Source organism: Cellulosimicrobium sp. JZ28, from assembly GCF_015327065.1.
GTDB lineage: Bacteria > Actinomycetota > Actinomycetes > Actinomycetales > Cellulomonadaceae > Cellulosimicrobium > Cellulosimicrobium funkei.
In genome coordinates this window covers 1,246,350-1,265,735 of the sequence record NZ_CP017660.1, presented here as the reverse complement: position 1 = coordinate 1,265,735, position 19,386 = coordinate 1,246,350, and the positions used below count along the sequence as shown (strand labels likewise).

Below are 19,386 nucleotides of genomic sequence, written 5' to 3'. Positions count from 1 at the left end.
GCTCAAAAGCCGCGCAGCCGTTCGAGGCGCACGCGCAACGTCACGGCGTAGTCGTCGTGGAAGCCGTCGGGCGTCGTGCCGAGGCCGCGGATGCCGTCGTCGTACTTCGCGTCGTACGCCGCGCGCTCCGCGGCCGAGAGACCGTCGTCGTCGACCGACGCCGTGCCGGTGAGCACGACGACGTCGCCGCCCGACGGGGTGCTGTTGAGGTGCACCGCGACACGCGGGTTCGCGCGGACGTTGCGCAGCTTGGCCGTGCGCGGCTGGGACTTCACGACGATCTCGTCGGCACCGTCCCAGCGGAACCAGACCGGCGTCGGCTGCGGCGTGCCGTGCGGGTCCACGGTGACGAGCCACACGACCTGCTCGTCGGCGAGCCGCGCCGCAGCGCGTGAGCCGAGGCGCGTCGTGGTGTCGACCGCGGGCACGGTCAGGCCTCCTCGGCCGCGGCGAGGCGCGGCAGCTCGATCGCGGGGCAGCGGTCCATGACCATGTCGAGGCCCGCGTCGCGCACGCGCCGCGCGGCGTCCTCGTCGATCACGTCGAGCTGGAACCACACCGCCTTCGCGCCGATCGCGATCGCCTGGTCGGCCACGTCGCCCGCGAGCTCGGACCGCACGAACACGTCGACGACGTCGACGGGGAACGGGACGTCCGCGAGGCTCGCGTACCCCTGCTCGCCGTGGACGGTCTCCGCCGACGGGTGCACGGGCACGACCCGCTTGCCGTGCTGCTGCAGCACGCGCGCGACCCCGTACGCGGCGCGCGCGGTGTTGTTCGACAGGCCGACGACGGCCCAGGTCTCGGTGCCCTCCAGGACCCGACGGACGGTGTCCTGCTCGTCGGCCGGCACGGCCGCTGTGACGTCGCTCATGTCGTGCGCAACCGGGTCCCGGCCGCGGCTATTCCGCGGCGGGACCCGGCGCGGGCACCCGCGCACCTCAGACCAGCGCGAGGGCGAGCAGCACGCTCGACGCCGCGCCGGCCACCGTCCGCACGTGGTTCCACGCGAGCCAGCGCGGCAGGAACGCCGTCCACGCCGCCGCCAGGTCGCCCTCGCGCGCCGCGGCGTCGAGCCGCTCGTTGAGCGGGACGTTGCCCACGGCCGTCACGCCGAGCACCCCGACGACCGCCACCACCGCGCCCGCGAGCGCCCACCCCGCCCCGGCCGCGCCGGCGACGAGCCCGACGACGGCCGCCGCCGCGGGGAGCAGGACGCTCGCGGCGAGCAGGAGCATCAGCGGCGGCCGGAGCGCGTCGCGGTTGATCGCGACCATCGCGGCTCCGCCCTCGCCCGGCGGGAGGCGGCGCAGCCCGCCCATCACGAACGTCGAGAACGCGAAGAGCACGCCGCCCGCGAGCCCCGTCGCGACGGTGGCCGCCACGACGAGGGTCGCGAACGCGGTCATGGCGTGGTCTCCACCGTGCGGGTGCCGGCACCGGCGGCCCACGCGCCCGCCTCGCGCGCCGCGTACTCGCGGAAGTCCCGCGGCTCGCGGCCGAGCGCGACGCGGACGCCGTCGGCCACGGGGGTCCCCCGCCCGTCGAGCACCTCGGTGAAGAGGTACCGCATGAGGTCGACGACGTCGTCGGTCAGCCCGGCCGCGGCGAGGCCCGCGACGAACGCCTCCATGGCGACGGGCTCGTAGCGGACGTCGCGCCCGCTCGCGGCGGCGATCTCCGCGACCGCTTCGTGGAACGTCAGCGCGCGCGGCCCGGTGAGCTCGAGGACGCGTCCCGCGAGGGCATCGTCCGTGAGGGCCGCGACCGCGACGTCGGCCACGTCCTCGAGGTCGACGAACGGCTCCGCGACGTCGTCGACCGGGAGCGCGAGGACGCCGTCGAGCACGGGCTCGAGGAGGAAGCTCTCGCTGAAGTTCTGGTCGAAGAACGCGCACCGCACGACCGTGCGCGCCGGGAACGCCGCGCCGACGAGCTCCTCCGCGCGCTGCGCCTCGTCCTCGCCGCGCCCCGAGAGCAGCACGAGGCGGCGCGCACCGGCGTCGTGCGCGCGGGCCGCGAGCCGGGCCACGGTCTCCGGGGCGCCGGGGACCGCGAGGTCGGGCGCGTACGCGACGTACACGGCCGTGGCGCCCGCGAGCGCGGGCCCCCAGGTGGCGTCGTCGTCCCAGTCGAAGCGCACGTCGCCGGAGCGCGACGCCCGGCGCACGGGGACGCCGGCCGCGTCGAGCCGGTCGGCGACGCGGCGGCCGGTCTTGCCGGTCGCGCCGAGCACCAGCACGGTGCCGGGCGCAGGTGCCGGTACCGCCGTGGGTGCCGACGTGCGGGCGGGTGCCGCCGACGGGGCGGCGGCGGTGGGCGGGGTCGAGGCAGGCATGGTGTCTCCCGAGGTGCGGCGGGTGGAGCGGTACGGGTCCCACCCAACCCCCGCGCCGCGAGACGTTCCATGGCCGACCGGCTCGCGCGCATACGCGATCGTCTCGCCGCGCGCGGCGTACGCTGGCGCGATGGACGTCGTCGCCGGGCTGCTCGACGGGCCGCGCGCCCGCGGCGCCTTCCTCCTGCGGAGCCACCTGCGTGCGCCGTGGGGCATGCGCATCGAGGACGAGGCACCGCTGACGATCGTGCCCGTCCTGCGGGGGTCCGGGTGGGTCGGCCCCGGGGCCGGCGGCACGTCGTCCGACCCGGGCGAGCACGTCGCCGCGGGCGACGTCGTGCTCCTGCGCGGCCCGGACCACTACGTCGTCGCCGACGCGCCGTCCACGGCACCCCAGGTCGTCGTCGGCCCGGCGTCCGACATGTGCCGGGCGGTCGACGGCGGCCCCTCCCCCATGACCGTGCTCGGTGTGCGGTCGTGGGGCAACGACCCGGACGGCGAGACCGTCATCGTCACGGGCACGTACCCGCTCGACGGCGAGGTCGGGCGCCGGGTGCTGCGCGTGCTGCCCCAGCGCGTGATCCTGCGCCGCGGGGACGTGGACGGGACGCTCGTCGAGATGCTCGCCCGGGAGGTCGTGCAGGACCTCCCCGGCCAGGAGGCGGTGCTCGACCGCCTCCTCGACCTCCTCCTCATCTCGTGCCTGCGCACGTGGCTCTCGCGCGACGACGCGCCCGGCTGGTACCGCGCCGATGCCGACCCCGTCGTAGGGGCCGCGCTGCGGCTCATCCACCACGACCCGGCGCGTGCCTGGACCCTCGACGCGCTCGCGCGGGAGGTGGGGCTGTCGCGCGCGGCGTTCTCGCGCCGCTTCACGGCGCTCGTCGGCGAGCCGCCGATGGGCTACCTCACCGGCTGGCGGCTCGACCTGGCCGCCGACCTCCTCCTCGAGCCGGACGCGACGCTCTCCGCGGTCGCGCGCGCCGTCGGGTACGCGACGCCGTTCGCGCTGAGCGCCGCGTTCAAGCGCGTGCGCGGCGTGAGCCCGGCGGAGCACCGGGCGCGCGCCGGCGCGGCGTGAGCACTCAGCGCGGGACGGGCACGAGCTCGACGTCCCGCAGCGCGCCGTCGTCGACGACAGCCGTGAGGAACGTCCCGACCGGCTGCCGACGGCGGTCCGTCGGCGATCCGGGGTTGAGCAGGCGCAGGCCGCCCGGCGACGTCGTGTCCCAGGGGATGTGGCTGTGCCCGAACACGAGCACGTCCACGTCGGGGAACGCGGCGTCGGCGCGACGCTCACGCCCGTCCTTCCCGCCCGTCTCGTGCACGACGGCGAGCCGCAGCCCCTCGACCGTGGTGCGCGCCACCTCGGGCAGGCGTGCGTGCAGGTCGGGGCCGTCGTTGTTCCCCGCGACCCCGACGAGGCGTGCCGCGCGGGCCTCGAGCGCGTCGAGCAGGTCGGCGCTCACCCAGTCGCCCGCGTGCACGACGACGTCCGCGTCGTCGACCGCGCGCCACACCTGGTCCGGGAGCGCCCGGGCGCGGACCGGGACGTGCGTGTCGCTGAGCAGGAGGAGTCGGGTGGGCACGCCGCCACGATAGGTCGCGGTCCGGGGGCACGCCGGGTGACGATGGGCCCATGCCGATCCCGCGCTGGGTGACCCGCAGCAACAGGCGCTTCCTCAACCCCGTCATGCTCCGCGTCGCGACGGGCGTCGGGCCGATGGCCGTCGTCCGCCACGTCGGGCGGCGCAGCGGGCGGGAGTACCGCACCCCGGTCTTCGCGTTCGCCTACCGCGACGACCCGACCGGTCCGGTCCGCGTCGCGTTCGCCCTCACGTACGGCCCCGACGTGGACTGGGTCCGCAACGTCGAGGCGGCCGGGGAGTTCGTCCTCGAGCGGCGCGGCGTGGGGTACGTCGTCGACGACGTGCGTCGCGTGACCGGCGCGGACGGCCTGCGGCTCCTGCCCGGCTGGACGAGCGCGATCCTCCGGCGCGCGGGCGTCGACGAGTTCCGGACCGGACGGCTGCGCCGGGCACCCGGGCAGCCGGCTGCCATGATGGGGGCATGACCGACCAGCTCTGGATCACCGGCGACCCCGACGCGGACGCGCTGCTCAGCGACGACGCGTTCGCGCTCCTCGTGGGGATGCTGCTCGACCAGCAGTACCCGATGGAGCACGCGTTCGCCGGGCCCCGCAAGATCCGCGACCGCCTCGGCTCGATCGACCCGCGCACCGTGGCGGACACCGACCCCGACGCGTTCGTCACGCTCGCCACGACGCCGCCCGCGATCCACCGCTACGGGCGGTCGATGGCGGGCCGGGTGCAGGAGCTCGCGCGCGTCGTCGTCGACGAGTACGACGGCGATGCGACCCGGATCTGGACCGCGCCGGGCGCGGACGGCGAGCCGACGGGCGCGGAGGTGCTTGCGCGCCTGCGGGCGCTGCCCGGGTTCGGCGACCAGAAGGCGCGCATCTTCCTCGCGCTCCTGGGCAAGCAGCGGGGCGTGCGGCCCGCGGGGTGGCGCGAGGCCGCCGGCCACTACGGGGACGAGGGCTCGCGCCGGTCCATCGCCGACGTCACGAGCCCCGAGTCGCTCGCTGAGGTCCGCACGTTCAAGAAGGCCCAGAAGGCCGCCGCCAAGGCCGCGAAGGGCTGACCGCCGCGCCGCGCGCGGACGCCCGGGTGCGCGACGCACCCCGGCGGCTATCGTCGGCGCGTGACCACGACGACGCCTCCCGCCCCGGGGCTCCCTCCCGCCACGCGCACACTCCTGGCCCTCGCCGCCGGCGTCGTGGTTCTCGCCGGTGTCCACGCCGCCCGCGAGGTCCTCGCCCCGATGTTCCTCGCGGCGGTCATCGTCATCATCTGCCACCCCGTGCGCTTCCCCCTGGAGCGCCGGGGCTGGCCGCGGTGGGCCGCGACGTCCGCCGTCGTCACGGTCGCGTACCTCATCCTCGCGGCGCTCGTCGCGATGCTCGCGTTCGCGGGCGTCCGGTTCGTGGACCTCGTCCGCGAGTACCTCCCGGCCCTCGTGCGCGCGGTCGACGACGTCGTGGACCAGCTCGCCGCGGTCGGCATCGACACGGACATCGCCGAGGCGGCCACGTCGTGGCTCGACCCGGGACGCGTCGTCAGCCTCGCGGGCAACGTGTCCGGCATGGCCCTGGGCATCGCGACCGCGTTCTTCTTCGTGCTCGCCTACGCGATCTTCATGGCCGCCGACGCCGCGCGGTACTCCACCGCCGGCTCGGTGTTCGGCGCCGAGCGCGCCGCGACGGTCGACCGGGCGACCCGGTTCAGCGGCGGGGTGCGCCGCTACTTCGTGGTCAACGCGTCGTTCGGCGCCGTCGTCGCCGTGATCGACGGCGTCGCCCTGTGGCTCCTGTCGGTCCCGGCCCCGACCGTGTGGGCGATCCTCGCGTTCGTCACGAACTTCATCCCGAACATCGGCTTCGTCCTGGGGCTCGTGCCGCCCGTCGTCATGGCGTTCGTGGTCGGGGGCTGGCAGCTCGCGCTCGCCGTCGTCGCGGTCTACTGCGTGGTGAACGTCGTGCTCCAGGTCCTCGTCCAGCCGAAGTTCGTCGCCGACGCGGTGAACCTCAGCCTCACGTTGAGCTTCGTCTCCGTCGTCTTCTGGACGTTCGTCATCGGGCCGCTCGGGGCGATCCTCGCGATCCCGCTCACGCTGCTCGTCCGGGCGCTCGTGCTGGAGCCCGACCCGGGCTCGGGCTGGCTGCGGTGGCTCTCCGGCGACGACGCGCCGCGGCCCGCCGAGGACCCGCGCGGCGCGGGCTCCCCTCCCGCCGCCGACGCCGTGCCGGACAAGGACGACGCCGCCCCGGCGGAGCGCGCGGACCCCGGACCCGACCCTCAGGTGGAGCCTGAGGGTTCCGCCGCCGAGCGCTCCCCCGCGCCGGACGAGCGCTGACCCCCGTCGCACGGTCCGCCCAGGGCCCTGGTGCGCGCGGCACCGCCGTCCCTAGGCTGGTGCTCGGCGGGTGTCCGCCCGTCACCGGCACGGGGAGGAACCATGGCGCACGGAGACATCACGCACATCGACATCCCGGTGAGCGACAACGGCAGGGCCACGCAGTTCTACGGCGAGCTCTTCGGCTGGGAGATCGCGGAGGTGCCCGGCTTCGAGGGCTACCCCATGTGGCAGGCCCCGAACAAGATCAGCGGCGGCGGCCTCGCCCCGCGGTCCGAGGGGTTCACGAGCCCGCGCAGCTACGTCGAGGTCGACTCGATCGAGGAGACGCTCGCCAAGGTCCGTGAGCTCGGCGGGCGCGTCGTGCTGGAGAAGTCGCAGATCAGCCCCACCTCGTGGTGGGCCGCGTTCGAGGACGCCGACGGGAACCAGATCGGTCTCTACGAGGGCACGACGGACGCGGGCTGACCGCGCGCGGCGCGCAGCCGCACGGCCGTCAGGGTCGGGGCGACAGCACGCGGCCGTCCGGGTCGTCGGGCCGGCGCGGCCGCAGCGTGGGCGGGGGCGGCCACGGGAGGTCGTAGCGCTCGACGGGGACGTCGATCGCCCCGAAGTCGTCCGTCTGCACGACGACGCCGTCCGGCGTGACCTCGACGAGCCGGACCCGCAGCGGCGGCGCGTCGTCCTGCTCGAGCACCCAGACGTCGGCGAGCCACGCGAGGCTGCTCGCGTCGAGCGCCTCCTCCGCCTCGAGCCAGTCGACCGGGCCGGTGAGCTCGTGCCCGAGCAGCGACACGGCCACCCAGGCGTCGCCCTCGGGGCGGATCCAGCCCACGTGCTCGCGGTCGTCGGGGCGGCGGTGCGCGATCCAGTCGGAGGGGAGCATCCGGGCAGGCTAGCGGCGACGACGGGGCGCACGCCAGGGGTTTCGCCGCCGCGGGCGCGCCCCGCCTCAGTCCTCGACCGGCTCGTTCCCGGAGCCCTCGCGGTACCCCTCGGCGAACCCGGCGCGGTAGCCGTCGGCGTACGCGGCCTCCCGCGCGGCGTCGTCCCCCTGCTCGCGGCGCGCGTCGGCCTGCCCGCGGGCGTACGCCTCGGCGCTGCCCTCGCGGAACAGGTCGTCGCCCGAGCCGCGCACGAGCACGCGGGCGCCCGGACCGTCCTCGCTCCCGACGTACCGGCCGAGCCCGCGCACCACGGCGACGGGCCGCCCCGCCGCCTTGCCGCGCACGAGCTCGCTCGCGGCCGCCACCTCGTCGACGACGGCGGTCACGGTCACCGACAGCGGCCGCCCGTGGGAGTCCACGCCGCCGCGCAGGTCCTCCGCGACGACGACCCCCGCTGCCCCGATGCCGATGTCGACGAGGCCGTCGCGCCACGCCCGGCCGGAGGTGTCCGTCACGACGACGCCCAGCCGGTCGAGGCCGAACCGCTCGCGGAGCGCGCCCCGCAGCGCCCGCGCGGAGGCGTCGGGGTCGAGCGGGAGCAGCAGGACCGTGCCCTCCGGGGTGTTCGAGGCGTCGACACCCGCCGCGGCCATGACGAGGCCGAGCCGGTTCTCGACGATGCGCAGCGGCGGCTGGCCGGGACGCTCGCGCGTCGCGACGACGCGCACCGTCTCGTCCGTGATCGCCTGCTCGCGGTCCGCCGCGGCCACGACGCGTCCCTCGGCCTTCGAGACGATCTTGCTCGTCACTACGACGACGTCGCCGTCCGCGAGCGCCTCCCCCGCCAGCAGGTCGCCCACGAGCGCGGCGAGGTCGTCGCCCGGCCGGACCTCGCCGAGGCCCTCGGGCGCCCACACCGTGAGGCGCGCGGACCGGCCGGGGCCCGCGCCGCCGTCGGGCCCGCCGGGTGCGGCATGCTCGCTCATCGCGCGAGCTTCGGGAGCACCTCGCGACCGAAGACCTCGATCCACTCGCGCTGGTTGCGGCCGACGTTGTGCAGGTAGATGCGGTCGAACCCGAGGTCGACGAACTTCTGGATGTACGCGCGGTGCTCGTCCGGGTCGGCGGAGATCACCATGCGACCCTCGAAGTCCTCCGGGCGCACGAGCTTGGCCATCTGCTCGAAGTCGTGCGGAGAGCGGATGTCCGCCTTGGGGAACTTCATGCCGCCGTTGGGCCACTCGGTCATCGCGTTCGCGAGCGCCTCCTCGTCGGTCGCGGCCCAGGAGAGGTGGAGCTGGAGCACCTTGGGCATCGCCTCGGGGTCGCGGCCGGACTCGCGCACGCCGTCGTCGAACTTGCCGAACAGCATGGAGATCTTCTCGAGCGGCGCCCCCACGGTGATGAGTCCGTCGGCGTGGCGGCCCGCGCGCTTCGCGGTCACGGGGCCGGCGGTCGCGACGAGGATCTCGGGCGCGACCTCGGGCATGGTCCACAGCCGCGTGGACTCCATCTTGTAGAACTGCCCGGAGTGCTTGACGTCCTTGTTGTCGAGCCCGGACTGGAACAGCTTCTTGATGACGTCGATCGCCTCGAACATGCGGTTGATGCGCTCGGGCGCCTCTGGCCAGTAGCCCGCGACGACGTGCTCGTTGAGCGCCTCGCCCGAGCCGAGCCCGAGCCAGTGCCGGCCGGGGTACATCGCGGCGAGCGTCGCCGACGCCTGGGCGACCATCGCGGGGTGCCAGCGGAACGTCGGCGCGGTGACCCCGGGGCCCAGGTCGCCCCGGGTCCGCTCGCCGAGCGCCGTGAGCACGTTCCACACGAACGACGACTCGCCCTGCGCCGGGACCCACGGCTGGAAGTGGTCGGCCGCCATGGTCCCGGAGAAGCCGTGCTCCTCCGCGTAGGCCGAGAGCGCGACGGCCTCGGTCGGGTGGAACTGCTCGAGCATGGCGGCGTAGCCGATCGTCAGACCCATGGGCCGACCTTAACCCTCCGCGGACCGTCCTGGGCGAGCGGACGCCGGCGCCCGTCCCGCACCGGTCCGGTCCTCGCCGGGCGAGGACCGGACCGGGCGCGTCAGACGTACAGCGGCGTCAGGTCCGCGTACTCCTCGACCGAGCCGCCGCGCAGGCAGACCTCGATGATCCGGCGACCCAGCGGGTCGAGGTCGTCGCTGAGGAACTGCCGGAGCTCGCTCGCGAAGAAGTCGGTGATGATCCGCGCCCCGGCGTCGTAGGCCTCGACCCCCACCTGGGACTGCAGCTCGGGCCGCAGGAAGGTCGGGCGCACGAGCTGGCCGTCGATCTTCATCTCCGTGAGCGTGTAGCCGAACAGGGGGCAGCGGGCGGGCGTGAGCTCGTCCGGCCGCAGCCGGCCCCCGCCGCGGCGCGCGAGGTACTCGCGCGTGAGCCACTCGGCCGCGAAGTCCACGCGGTAGGCGCCGATGTGCTGGTTGGGGGTGAGCACGTAGCGCGTCCGGTCCGTCTCCACGAGCTGGCGCAGCAGGAGGTTCGCCGCCGCGACCTTCGTCCCCGTCGCGAACGGCCAGTACGACCCGACGCCCTCGGCGACCATGCCGCCGTGGGCGAGCGCCTCCGTCGCCGTGCGGGACTCGCCGATCGACGGGTTCTTGTCGCCGCGCGGCGCGACGAGCCGCCAGATCCAGGCGAGCGCCGCGGGCACCACGTGGGTCATGCCCATGATCCCGTAGGTGGGGTGGTCGCGCGTGCAGGCGGGCATCCGGGCGCCGAACGTGCGCACGTCGACCTCGGCCGGCCCGGCGACGTCGGTGAGCAGGTGCCGCGGCACCACGACGCGCGGGTTGGGGCACCGCCGGCCGTCGGCGTCGAGCGAGTGCTCCCAGGGCAGCACGGTCGCGTCGGGGACGCCGTCGATGTTGAAGAACACGAGCGGCACGTCGGGGTGGATGCACGCGCGCTCGAGGTGCGCGTCCTGCCCGTACCCGGTGAGGTTGTCGACGCGCACGAACCAGCCCTCCTCGGCGTCGGTCACCACGAGGCGGCCGTCGCCGGTCTGGAGCGCGGCGTGGCACAGGGTCATGTCGTCGGTGACCGGGGCGAGCGCGCTCGTCTCCCCCAGCGTGATGACGTACGGCTCGCGCGTGACGACGTTCGTGCCGAGCAGGATCCTGCCGTCCTCCTGGCGGCGCAGGTCCTGGCACATCTCCGACTTGCCGCCGCCCGAGGCGCCCTCGTGCATGATCACGGTCTCGTTCTCGTACGGCGTGGTGACCCGGACCGACGACGCGTGCGCCGTGACCCAGCCCTCCTGCTCGCCGACGTCGAGCAGGACCGAGAACACGCCCTTCTTGGCGCTCGGCCCGGGGTAGAGGTTGTAGGCGAACACCTCGTGGAGCGTCTCGGAGCGGTCGTGCACGACGACCTGGCGCCCGCCGAACCGGGTGTGGCGCAGCGGCGGCGCGACGTAGAGGATCGAGCGCGGCGCGAACGGGCCGAGCTCGTCGAACGTGGCCCAGCCCTGGAGGTCGACGAGGGCGAGCGCGAAGAACGCCGCGTTGACGGGGCAGACGGCGAGCGACGGGTAGCCGTGCGTGCGCCCGCCGGCGCGGAACGGCACGACGACGAGCTCCTGCGCCGCGAGCCACGCGAGCGTCTCGTCCTTGACCGGGCCGAACTCCGCACCGAAGACGTCCCGGTAGCGCGGCTTGTCGGTCGGCAGGTCGTCGGCGATCCGCATGCAGTCCGGGTCCCGGCGGCGCATGTAGTCCTCGGGGTAGTTCACCGCGATCCCGTTGCGGCACCGCACGACCTCCGCCTCGACGACGCGCTCGCCCCCGGCGTCGTACTCGACGGCGAACCGCGGGCCGCCGTCGGGCCCGAGCGCGAGGCGGTACAGCTCCTCGCGCGAGGCGGGGACGACGAGGCGCGGGCACGCCGCGAGCGCGGCGGCGAGGGCGGGCGGCAGGACGACGCCGGGCGGGATCGCCCCGTCGGCGCGCGTGCGGTCGGTGGTCGTGGCGGTCATGGGTGCTCCAGGGGTCGGCGCGGGGATCGGGTCGAGGTGCGCCCACGAGCACCTGTCGCTTTGCGTGCAGATTACGACTCGATGACCATTCGACCCAGGGACCTTCGGCCCGTCTCGGTCCGCACGCCGCGGACGGCCCTCGCCGACGCCGCCGAACCCCGAGACGGCGTCCGGCACGGCCCCGGGATCTGGGAGAATGGGCGACCATGAGCGACTTCCCGACGAACGCGCCGACGGGCGCGGCCGAACCCGCTGCAGCAACGACCTCCTCCGCCGGGCACGTAGCCGGTGACGTCGTCCGCGCGGTGGTCGCGGGAGTACCCGACCGGGTGAGCCTCGACGGGCTCGAGGACACCTACGACGCGCGCTGGGCCGAGCAGGGGACGTACGCGTTCGACCGCTCGAAGACCCGCGAGCAGGTCTTCTCCATCGACACCCCGCCGCCGACCGTCTCGGGCTCGCTGCACGTGGGCCACGTGTTCTCCTACACGCACACCGACGTCGTCGCGCGGTTCCAGCGCATGCGCGGCCTCGAGGTGTTCTACCCGATGGGCTGGGACGACAACGGCCTGCCCACCGAGCGGCGCGTCCAGAACTACTACGGCGTCCGCTGCGACCCCACGCTCCCCTACGTCGAGGGCTTCGAGCCCCCGCACGAGGGCGGCGAGGGCAAGTCCGTCAAGGCCGCCGACCAGGTACCGGTGAGCCGCCGCAACTTCATCGAGCTGTGCGAGCGGCTCACGGCCGAGGACGAGAAGCAGTTCGAGGCGCTGTGGCGCCGGCTCGGACTCTCGGTCGACTGGGCGCAGCACTACCAGACGATCGACGCGCGGTCCCGCACCGCGGCGCAGCGCGCGTTCCTGCGCAACCTCGCGCGCGGCGAGGCGTACCAGGCCGAGGCCCCCGGGCTGTGGGACGTGACGTTCCAGACCGCCGTCGCGCAGGCCGAGCTCGAGGCGCGCGACTACCCGGGCCACTTCCACAAGGTCGCGTTCCACCGCGTCGCGCCGGGCACCCCGGACGACGGCGCACCCGTCCTCATCGAGACCACGCGCCCCGAGCTGCTCGCGGCGTGCGTGGCGCTCGTCGCGCACCCCGACGACGAGCGGTACCAGCACCTGTTCGGCACCTCGGTGCGCTCGCCGCTGTTCGACGTCGAGCTGCCCGTCCTCGCCCACCCCGCCGCCGAGCGCGACAAGGGCGCGGGGATCGCGATGTGCTGCACGTTCGGCGACCTCACCGACGTGCAGTGGTGGCGCGAGCTGCAGCTCCCGACGCGCTCGATCATCACGCGCGACGGCCGGATCGTGCGCGAGACGCCGGACTGGATCACCTCGCACGCCGGCCAGGGCGTGTTCGCCGAGCTCGCGGGCAAGACGACGTTCTCGGCGCGCCAGGTCGTCGTCGACGCGCTGCGCGACGCGGGCGACCTCGACGGCGAGCCCGTGCCGACCCAGCGCAAGGCGAACTTCTTCGAGAAGGGCGACAAGCCCCTCGAGATCGTCACGTCGCGCCAGTGGTACATCCGCAACGGCGGCCGCGACTGGACGACGGCCGACGGCACGACCCGCGACCTGCGCCAGGAGCTGCTGAACCGCGGCAAGGAGCTCGCGTTCCACCCCGACTTCATGCGCGTGCGCTACGAGAACTGGGTCGGCGGCCTCAACGGCGACTGGCTCATCTCGCGCCAGCGCTTCTTCGGCGTCGCGATCCCGCTGTGGTACCCCGTGCTCGAGTCGGGCGAGATCGACCACGACCACCCGATCGTCCCGTCCGAGGACGCGCTGCCCGTCGACCCGTCGTCCGACGTACCGGCCGGGTACACCGAGGACCAGCGCGGCGTGCCGGGCGGGTTCGTCGGCGAGAACGACATCATGGACACGTGGGCGACGTCGTCGCTCACGCCGCAGATCGCGGGCGGCTGGGAGGTCGACCCCGACCTGTTCGAGCGCGTCTTCCCCATGGACCTGCGACCGCAGGGCCAGGACATCATCCGCACGTGGCTCTTCTCCACGGTCGTGCGCTCGCACCTCGAGTTCGGCTCGCTGCCGTGGAAGAACGCCGCGATCTCCGGCTGGATCCTCGACCCCGACCGCAAGAAGATGTCGAAGTCCAAGGGCAACGTCGTCACGCCCATGGGCCTGCTCGAGGAGCACGGGTCGGACGCCGTGCGGTACTGGGCCGCGTCGGCCCGCCTCGGCACGGACGCGGCGTTCGAGGTCGGGCAGATGAAGATCGGCCGTCGCCTCGCGATCAAGATCCTCAATGCGTCGAAGTTCGCGCTGTCGTTCGGGGTCGACGCCGAGACCGGGACCGGCGAGATCGTCCTCGACCCGGCGCTCGTCACCGAGACGCTCGACCGCGCGATGCTCGCGGGCCTCGCGGCCGTCGTCGAGAAGGCGACCGAGGCGTTCGAGGCGTACGACCACACGCGCGCGCTCGAGGTCACCGAGACGTTCTTCTGGACGTTCTGCGACGACTACCTCGAGCTCGTCAAGGACCGCGCGTACGGCGCCGGGGCCGCGGCCTCCGACGTCTCCCCCGAGACCCGGTCCGCGCGCGTCGCGCTCGCGATCGCGCTCGACACGCTCCTGCGCCTGTTCGCCCCGTTCGTGCCGTTCGCGACGGAGGAGGTGTGGTCCTGGTGGCGCGCCTCGGAGGGCTCGATCCACCGCGCGCCGTGGCCCACGCCCGACGTCGCGCGCTCGGCCGCGGGCGACGCCGACCCGGCCGTCCTCACCGCGGCGGGCCACGCGCTCGCGGCGCTGCGCAAGGTCAAGTCGGAGGCGAAGGTGTCGATGCGCACCCCGATCCTCGCGGCGCAGGTCGCGGTGCCGGCGGCGTCGCTCCCCGGCGTCGAGGCGTCGGTCGTCGACGTCCGCAACGGCGGGCGCGTCACCGGCACGCTCGACCTCGTCGCGGCGGCCGAGGGCCAGGGCGACCCGGCCGTCCAGGGCGGGATCGTCGTCGTCTCCTCGGAGCTCGGCGAGCCCGAGGCCCGCAAGAAGGGCTGACCCCGCACGACGACAGCACGACGACGCCCTCCCCGGCCGCGGCCGGGGAGGGCGTCGTCGTCGGTGGCGGCGGGCCTAGATGATCTCGCCGCGCAGCCGCGAGTCGTCGCCGGACATCGTCGCCGCGACCTCGCGCGGCGTCCCCTCGTCCGCCCAGCGGAGCGTCGCGCCCACGCCCTCGATGAGCTCGACGCTGCCCTCGGGCGCGAACGTCAGCCCGGCGTCCTGCCCGACGGCGGCCCGCACGAGCGCGACCGTGGCGGGCAGCTTCTCCAGGCCGTCGGTCACGCCGAGCGACTCGATCTCCTCGCGGGTCGCCGCGATGTGCAGCGGGCTGGGCCCGATCCACAGCGAGCGTCCGTCGAGCGCGCCGTCCTGCCCGTACTCGTCGGCCAGCACGAGCTCCTTGACCTGGCCGCGCGCGAGCACCGCGACGACGTCCTCCACGGACGTCACCGCCCCGGACTCACGGCCCTGCTCTTGGCGGAACTCGGCGAGGACCTTCTCGCGGCGACGCTCCCGGTAGCTGTCGAGCGCGTCGGCCACGTTCGCCTCGAACGAGGCCTCGTTGATCCCCGCGCCCCGGCCGCCGCCCGGGACCTCGACCACGAGCTCGGAGATCGCGTGCCCGAGCGCGCCCCGCACGAGCGGCACGGCACGCACGTCACCGGTGAGCAGCACGAGCTCGGGCCGGTACTCGGCCGCCTGGCGCTCCAGCTCCGCGGCGACCGCCTCGGCGTTGCGCTCCCAGGAGTCCTCCGCGCGGGACTCGATGCGCTTGTGCGAGAGCCCGCCCGTGCGGACCTTGTTGATGACGTCGTGGCCGCCCTCGACCGTCTCCGGCTCCGCGTAGGGCAGGTGGCCGCCTGCGACGGACCACGTGAGGTCCGCGCCCTGCCGGTCGACGACGACGCGCACGTAGTCGACCGACTCGTCCGCCGCGCGGGCCGCCTGCAGCAGCGCGGGCACGGGCCCCCAGGAGCCCTTCGTGAGCGCCGGCGGGTCCTTGACGACCCGGTCGACGAGCACGCCCGTGTCGTCGGCGATCAGCACGCGCCCGTGGGTGCCCCCGACCCGCGTCGGCCGCAGCACCACCTCCTCGAGGTCGTCGAGGACCGCGTCCGGCGCGCCCTCCTGGTGCAGCTGTCGCCGCACTCCCTTCCAGCGGTTCTCGACCTCGCGGTCCCCGGCCTCGTTGGCGCGCGTCGCGTCGATGTACACCGTCGCGAAGGGGCCAGGATGGCCGAGGAGGGGCTTGAGCCAATCGATCTTCATGCGAACACCTCATGACGTCCGTCGGCGTGGCGGGAGGGCCGCCCGACGCGGCGGTGCCGACGCCCGGGGCCCGCCCTGGGTCCCCACCAGGGTCCGTCAGATCGACGGGGGTCGCCACCGCGCGTCGGGCCCGGGGGGCACCTCGCGTCGGCCTTTCGACCCTCGCCCGGCCCGCTCCCGGGCCGTCAGGAATAGGTGTCGAGGACCGGGGTCCCCTCGCCCGCGGCCGCGTGCTCGGCGGCGATGCGCTCGTGGTGGCGGATGACCTCGTGGACGATGAACGCGCGGAACTGCTCGGCGAACTCCGGGTCGAGACCGGCCGAGCTCGCGATGCCCGTGAGCCGGGCGATCTGCTGGCGGTCCCGGTCCGGGTCCGCGGGCGGCAGCCCGCCCTGCGCCTTGAGCTCGCCCACGCGGCGCGTGAACTTGAACCGCTCCGCGAGCAGGTGCATGAGCGCCGCGTCGATGTTGTCGATGCTGTCGCGCAGGCGGAGGATCTCGTCGGGGACGGCGGGCTGCCCGGGGTCGTTCGTCACCCACCGATCCTAGGGGTGCCCGTCGGGCGTCGAGGAACTCGATACTCGGAGTACGGAGTAAAGTGGCTCGCCGTCCCTCCCTACCGTCCCACTCAGCGGAGAGTTTCATGACGGAACACACGTCGCCGAGCCTCGTCGAGGTCTCCCCCACGGCGACCATCAGCACCCTCCTCACCGACCGTGTCGCGCGCGACCCCCGGGCGACGCTCGTCGAGCGCCGCACCACCGCCGACGGTCCGTGGGAGCGCGTCACCGCGCAGGAGTTCGAGGACGACGTCGTCGCGGTCGCCCGCGGCCTCCTCGCACGCGGCATCGAGCCCGGCGACCACGTCGCGATCATGTCCCGCACCCGCTACGAGTGGACCCTCCTCGACTTCGCCGCCTGGGCCGTGGGTGCCGTGCCCGTCCCCGTCTACGAGACGTCGTCCGCCGAGCAGGTGCACTGGATCCTGTCGGACGCGGGCGTCCGGCTCGCCGTCGTCGAGACGGCGGCCCACGCGGCCGAGGTCGCGACCGTGCGCGACCGCCTGCCCGGCCTGGAGGACGTCCTCGTCGTCGAGGACGGCGCCGTCGACGCACTGCGCGCCGCCGGGGCCGACGTCCCGGCCGCGGAGGTCGAGCGCCGTCGGGCCGCGCAGCGCGTCGACGACCTCGCGACGGTCATCTACACGTCCGGGTCGACGGGGCGCCCCAAGGGCGTCGAGCTCACCCACCGCAACTTCGTGCACCTCGCCCTCAACGGCCGGGCCGGCCTCGCCGAGATCCTCGACGCCGACGGCGCACGCACCCTGCTCTTCCTGCCGCTCGCGCACGTGTTCGCCCGGTTCATCCAGGTCGTCGTCGTCGCGTCGAACGCGGTCCTCGCGCACTCCTGGGACACGAAGAACCTCGTCGCGGACCTCGGCTCGTTCCACCCGACGTTCCTGCTCGCCGTGCCGCGCGTGTTCGAGAAGGTCTACAACACCGCCGAGCAGAAGACCGGGACCGGCGCCAAGCGCAAGATCTTCCACTGGGCGGCCAAGGTCGCCATCACCTGGTCCCGGGCGCTCGACGCCCCGGGCGGCCCCGCGCTCGGGCTGCGCCTCCAGCACGCCGTCGCGGACCGGCTCGTCTACTCGACGCTGCGCGCCGCCATGGGTGGCCGGCTCACGTACTCCATCTCCGGCGGCGCGCCGCTCGGCGAGCGGCTCGGCCACTTCTACCGCGGGGTCGGGCTGCGCATCCTCGAGGGCTACGGCCTCACCGAGACCACGGCTCCCACGGCTGTGAACCTGCCCGGCCTGACGAAGATCGGGACGGTCGGGCCCGCGTTCCCCGGCACGTCGCTGCGCATCGACGCGGACGGCGAGCTCCTGGTCAAGGGCGACCACATCTTCCGCGGCTACCGCAACCAGCCCGACCTCACCGCCGAGGCGCTCCAGGACGGCTGGTTCCGCACCGGCGACCTCGGCGCGTTCGACGACGACGGCTACCTGCGCATCACGGGCCGCAAGAAGGAGATCATCGTGACCGCCGGCGGCAAGAACGTCGCGCCGGCCGTGCTCGAGGACCGGCTGCGCGCGCACCCGCTCGTGAGCCAGGTCGTCGTCGTGGGCGACCAGCGGCCCTTCATCGGCGCGCTCGTCACGCTCGACGCCGAGATGCTGCCGGGCTGGCTCGCGACGCACGGCCTGCGTCCGATGGACGTCGAGACGGCCGCGCACGACGCCGACGTGCTCGCCGCGCTCGACCGCGCCGTCGCGCACGCCAACGAGGCCGTCTCCCGGGCCGAGTCGATCCGCAAGATCACCGTGCTCACGACGGACTTCACCGAGCAGAACGGCTACCTCACGCCGTCGCTCAAGGTGAAGCGCCGCCTGGTCATCGACGACTTCGCCGACACGATCGACACGCTCTACGGCTCGAAGGTCGGCGCCGACGCCTGACCCATCGCCGGACCGGCACGGGCCGAGCAGGTGGTCCTGGTGCGTCCGGGTGCCGGACGGACCAGGACCACCTGCTCGGCCGAGCTACATCGCCTGGTCGACGGTCGTCGGGGTCAGGCGGACTTCTCGCGCGGGGTGCGTGCGCGCGCGGTCGTGGTGCGCGGCACGATCGTGGGATTGACGTTGTCCAGCACGACCTCGCGCGTGATCACGACCCGCTCCACGTCATCACGCGACGGCACGTCGAACATCACCTGCTGCAACACCTCCTCCATGATCGCGCGCAACCCCCGCGCCCCCGTCCCGCGCAACAACGCCTGCTCCGCGACCGCCTCGACCGCACCCTCGGTGAACTCCAGCTCCACCCCGTCGATCGCGAACATCCGCTGATACTGCTTCACCAACGCATTCCGCGGCTGGGTCAGGATCCGCACCAACGCCTCACGATCCAACGCCGCCACCGACGCGATCACCGGAAGGCGCCCGATGAACTCCGGGATCAACCCGAACCGGTGCAGATCCTCGGGCCGCACCTGCGCGAACAGGTCCTCCCCCGCACCCGTCTCGATCGGCGCACCAAACCCCACACCCCGCTTGCGCGCCCGCGCCGCCACGATGTCGTCCAACCCCGCAAAAGCCCCCGCCACGATGAACAGCACGTTCGAGGTGTCCACCTGGATGAACTCCTGGTGCGGATGCTTACGACCACCCTGCGGCGGCACCGACGCCGACGTGCCCTCGATGATCTTCAACAACGCCTGCTGCACACCCTCACCCGACACGTCCCGCGTGATCGAGGGGTTCTCCGCCTTGCGCGCCACCTTGTCGATCTCATCGATGTAGATGATGCCCGTCTCAGCCTTCTTCACATCGAAGTCCGCCGCCTGCACCAGCTTCAGCAGAATGTTCTCCACGTCCTCACCGACATACCCCGCCTCGGTGAGCGCCGTCGCGTCCGCGATCGCAAAAGGCACGTTCAACATCCGCGCCAACGTCTGCGCCAGATACGTCTTGCCCGTCCCCGTCGGACCGATCAACAAGATGTTCGACTTCGCCAGCTCCACGTAGTCCGCGTCGTCCGGGTTCGAGGGCTTGGCCTGCTCGCCCGCCTGCACGCGCTTGTAGTGGTTGTAGACGGCGACGGCCAGGGCCCGCTTCGCGGCGTCCTGGCCGATGACGTACTGCTCGAGGAACTCGAAGATCTCCTTGGGCTTGGGCAGCTCCGTGAGGCCGATCTCCGTCGCCTCGGCGAGCTCCTCCTCGATGATCTCGTTGCAGAGGTCGATGCACTCGTCGCAGATGTACACGCCGGGGCCCGCGATGAGCTTCTTGACCTGCTTCTGCGACTTGCCGCAGAACGAGCACTTCAGCAGGTCGGCACCGTCTGAGATACGAGCCACTACGCGTCTCCTTGTCCCGGTGACCGGTCCTCCGCCCGTCGGGTTCGACGGCGCGGGGCCCGGG

Annotated in this window: 19 protein-coding genes; 7 read left to right on the top strand and 12 right to left on the bottom strand. The window is 73.9% G+C overall.

The genetic code is table 11. The annotated features are described in order from the left end of the window. Nucleotides 1-2: 2 nt before the first annotated feature. The 4 genes from BJP59_RS05830 to BJP59_RS05815 all read right to left on the bottom strand — a co-directional run bounded on the left by BJP59_RS05830 (nt 3) and on the right by BJP59_RS05815 (nt 2,338). On the bottom strand, nt 3-428 hold the full coding sequence (locus BJP59_RS05830; protein WP_076406409.1) for a TIGR03667 family PPOX class F420-dependent oxidoreductase: 426 nt from the start codon (nt 426-428) through the stop codon (nt 3-5). A 2-nt stretch (nt 429-430) separates the two neighbouring features. Further along, a complete protein-coding gene (locus BJP59_RS05825; RefSeq protein WP_021483339.1) occupies nt 431-874 on the bottom strand; it encodes a CoA-binding protein in 444 nt (147 codons plus the stop codon). A 67-nt stretch (nt 875-941) separates the two neighbouring features. Next, entirely contained in the window at nt 942-1,409 is a 468-nt protein-coding gene (locus BJP59_RS05820) for an anthrone oxygenase family protein (RefSeq protein ID WP_194522458.1), read from the bottom strand. Further along, the gene (locus tag BJP59_RS05815) at nt 1,406-2,338 is read right to left on the bottom strand and encodes an SDR family oxidoreductase (RefSeq protein ID WP_228485293.1); all 933 of its coding nucleotides are present in this window, start codon (nt 2,336-2,338) and stop codon (nt 1,406-1,408) included. The genes BJP59_RS05820 and BJP59_RS05815 overlap by 4 nt, the downstream gene beginning before the upstream one ends. Nucleotides 2,339-2,468: 130 nt before the next feature. Between BJP59_RS05815 and BJP59_RS05810 the strand changes: the two genes are divergently transcribed. Next, nucleotides 2,469-3,419 carry an AraC family transcriptional regulator gene (locus BJP59_RS05810; RefSeq protein ID WP_194522457.1) on the top strand — a complete coding sequence of 317 codons (951 nt, stop codon included), beginning with the start codon at nt 2,469-2,471 and terminating at the stop codon, nt 3,417-3,419. A 4-nt stretch (nt 3,420-3,423) separates the two neighbouring features. Here the strand turns inward: BJP59_RS05810 and BJP59_RS05805 are convergent, their stop codons facing one another. Further along, nucleotides 3,424-3,927, bottom strand: coding sequence for a metallophosphoesterase family protein (locus BJP59_RS05805; RefSeq protein ID WP_194522456.1), 504 nt, complete (start codon nt 3,925-3,927; stop codon nt 3,424-3,426). Nucleotides 3,928-3,977: 50 nt separating this feature from the next. Here BJP59_RS05805 and BJP59_RS05800 point away from each other — a divergent pair, with 50 nt between their 5' ends. The 4 genes from BJP59_RS05800 to BJP59_RS05785 all read left to right on the top strand — a co-directional run bounded on the left by BJP59_RS05800 (nt 3,978) and on the right by BJP59_RS05785 (nt 6,742). Continuing rightward, complete coding sequence (locus BJP59_RS05800; RefSeq protein WP_194522455.1) at nt 3,978-4,412, top strand: nitroreductase family deazaflavin-dependent oxidoreductase; 435 nt, start codon at nt 3,978-3,980, stop codon at nt 4,410-4,412. Then, entirely contained in the window at nt 4,409-5,002 is a 594-nt protein-coding gene (locus BJP59_RS05795) for an HhH-GPD-type base excision DNA repair protein (protein WP_137280287.1), read from the top strand. The genes BJP59_RS05800 and BJP59_RS05795 overlap by 4 nt, the downstream gene beginning before the upstream one ends. 60 nt (nt 5,003-5,062) lie before the next feature. Then, a complete protein-coding gene (locus BJP59_RS05790) occupies nt 5,063-6,274 on the top strand; it encodes an AI-2E family transporter (protein WP_194522454.1) in 1,212 nt (403 codons plus the stop codon). Nucleotides 6,275-6,376: 102 nt separating this feature from the next. Then, nucleotides 6,377-6,742 (top strand): VOC family protein, encoded by a 366-nt coding sequence (locus BJP59_RS05785; RefSeq protein ID WP_086151368.1) that lies wholly within the window; start codon nt 6,377-6,379, stop codon nt 6,740-6,742. Nucleotides 6,743-6,770: 28 nt separating this feature from the next. Here BJP59_RS05785 and BJP59_RS05780 read toward each other — a convergent pair whose 3' ends face one another. From BJP59_RS05780 to BJP59_RS05765, 4 genes are all read right to left on the bottom strand, one after another. Beyond that, a complete protein-coding gene (locus BJP59_RS05780) occupies nt 6,771-7,160 on the bottom strand; it encodes a hypothetical protein (protein ID WP_085388143.1) in 390 nt (129 codons plus the stop codon). Between the two features lie 66 nt (nt 7,161-7,226). After that, nucleotides 7,227-8,147 carry a coenzyme F420-0:L-glutamate ligase gene (cofE, locus tag BJP59_RS05775; protein WP_194522453.1) on the bottom strand — a complete coding sequence of 307 codons (921 nt, stop codon included), beginning with the start codon at nt 8,145-8,147 and terminating at the stop codon, nt 7,227-7,229. Beyond that, entirely contained in the window at nt 8,144-9,142 is a 999-nt protein-coding gene (locus BJP59_RS05770) for a TIGR03557 family F420-dependent LLM class oxidoreductase (protein ID WP_085388145.1), read from the bottom strand. Before BJP59_RS05770 ends, cofE begins: the two co-directional genes overlap by 4 nt. A 101-nt stretch (nt 9,143-9,243) precedes the next feature. Next, complete coding sequence (locus tag BJP59_RS05765) at nt 9,244-11,172, bottom strand: DUF4914 family protein (protein WP_194522452.1); 1,929 nt, start codon at nt 11,170-11,172, stop codon at nt 9,244-9,246. Nucleotides 11,173-11,378: 206 nt separating this feature from the next. Between BJP59_RS05765 and valS the strand changes: the two genes are divergently transcribed. Beyond that, nucleotides 11,379-14,186 (top strand): valine--tRNA ligase, encoded by a 2,808-nt coding sequence (gene valS, locus BJP59_RS05760; protein WP_194522451.1) that lies wholly within the window; start codon nt 11,379-11,381, stop codon nt 14,184-14,186. 75 nt (nt 14,187-14,261) lie between these two features. Here valS and BJP59_RS05755 read toward each other — a convergent pair whose 3' ends face one another. After that, nucleotides 14,262-15,461: a baeRF2 domain-containing protein gene (locus BJP59_RS05755; protein WP_021482740.1), complete on the bottom strand. Its 1,200-nt coding sequence runs from the start codon at nt 15,459-15,461 to the stop codon at nt 14,262-14,264. A 185-nt stretch (nt 15,462-15,646) separates the two neighbouring features. Beyond that, nucleotides 15,647-15,997: a chorismate mutase gene (locus tag BJP59_RS05750; protein WP_043654759.1), complete on the bottom strand. Its 351-nt coding sequence runs from the start codon at nt 15,995-15,997 to the stop codon at nt 15,647-15,649. A 107-nt stretch (nt 15,998-16,104) separates the two neighbouring features. Here BJP59_RS05750 and BJP59_RS05745 point away from each other — a divergent pair, with 107 nt between their 5' ends. Next, complete coding sequence (locus BJP59_RS05745; RefSeq protein WP_144722792.1) at nt 16,105-17,922, top strand: AMP-dependent synthetase/ligase; 1,818 nt, start codon at nt 16,105-16,107, stop codon at nt 17,920-17,922. Between the two features lie 113 nt (nt 17,923-18,035). On the opposite strand, the gene clpX is transcribed toward BJP59_RS05745, so the two are convergent. Then, nucleotides 18,036-19,322: an ATP-dependent Clp protease ATP-binding subunit ClpX gene (gene clpX / locus BJP59_RS05740; RefSeq protein WP_194522450.1), complete on the bottom strand. Its 1,287-nt coding sequence runs from the start codon at nt 19,320-19,322 to the stop codon at nt 18,036-18,038. Nucleotides 19,323-19,386 lie beyond the last annotated feature (64 nt).

Excerpts from the sequence above, each read along its gene's own strand:
- BJP59_RS05810 (WP_194522457.1), top strand. The coding sequence starts at position 2,469 with ATGGACGTCGTCGCCGGGCTGCTCGACGGGCCGCGCGCCCGCGGCGCC.
- BJP59_RS05825 (WP_021483339.1), bottom strand. The coding sequence starts at position 874 with ATGAGCGACGTCACAGCGGCCGTGCCGGCCGACGAGCAGGACACCGTC.
- valS (WP_194522451.1), top strand. The coding sequence starts at position 11,379 with ATGAGCGACTTCCCGACGAACGCGCCGACGGGCGCGGCCGAACCCGCT.
- BJP59_RS05780 (WP_085388143.1), bottom strand. The coding sequence starts at position 7,160 with ATGCTCCCCTCCGACTGGATCGCGCACCGCCGCCCCGACGACCGCGAG.
- BJP59_RS05795 (WP_137280287.1), top strand. The coding sequence starts at position 4,409 with ATGACCGACCAGCTCTGGATCACCGGCGACCCCGACGCGGACGCGCTG.
- BJP59_RS05765 (WP_194522452.1), bottom strand. The coding sequence starts at position 11,172 with ATGACCGCCACGACCACCGACCGCACGCGCGCCGACGGGGCGATCCCG.
- BJP59_RS05770 (WP_085388145.1), bottom strand. The coding sequence starts at position 9,142 with ATGGGTCTGACGATCGGCTACGCCGCCATGCTCGAGCAGTTCCACCCG.
- BJP59_RS05815 (WP_228485293.1), bottom strand. The coding sequence starts at position 2,338 with ATGCCTGCCTCGACCCCGCCCACCGCCGCCGCCCCGTCGGCGGCACCC.
- BJP59_RS05755 (WP_021482740.1), bottom strand. The coding sequence starts at position 15,461 with ATGAAGATCGATTGGCTCAAGCCCCTCCTCGGCCATCCTGGCCCCTTC.
- BJP59_RS05785 (WP_086151368.1), top strand. The coding sequence starts at position 6,377 with ATGGCGCACGGAGACATCACGCACATCGACATCCCGGTGAGCGACAAC.
- BJP59_RS05745 (WP_144722792.1), top strand. The coding sequence starts at position 16,105 with ATGACGGAACACACGTCGCCGAGCCTCGTCGAGGTCTCCCCCACGGCG.
- BJP59_RS05820 (WP_194522458.1), bottom strand. The coding sequence starts at position 1,409 with ATGACCGCGTTCGCGACCCTCGTCGTGGCGGCCACCGTCGCGACGGGG.
- BJP59_RS05800 (WP_194522455.1), top strand. The coding sequence starts at position 3,978 with ATGCCGATCCCGCGCTGGGTGACCCGCAGCAACAGGCGCTTCCTCAAC.
- cofE (WP_194522453.1), bottom strand. The coding sequence starts at position 8,147 with ATGAGCGAGCATGCCGCACCCGGCGGGCCCGACGGCGGCGCGGGCCCC.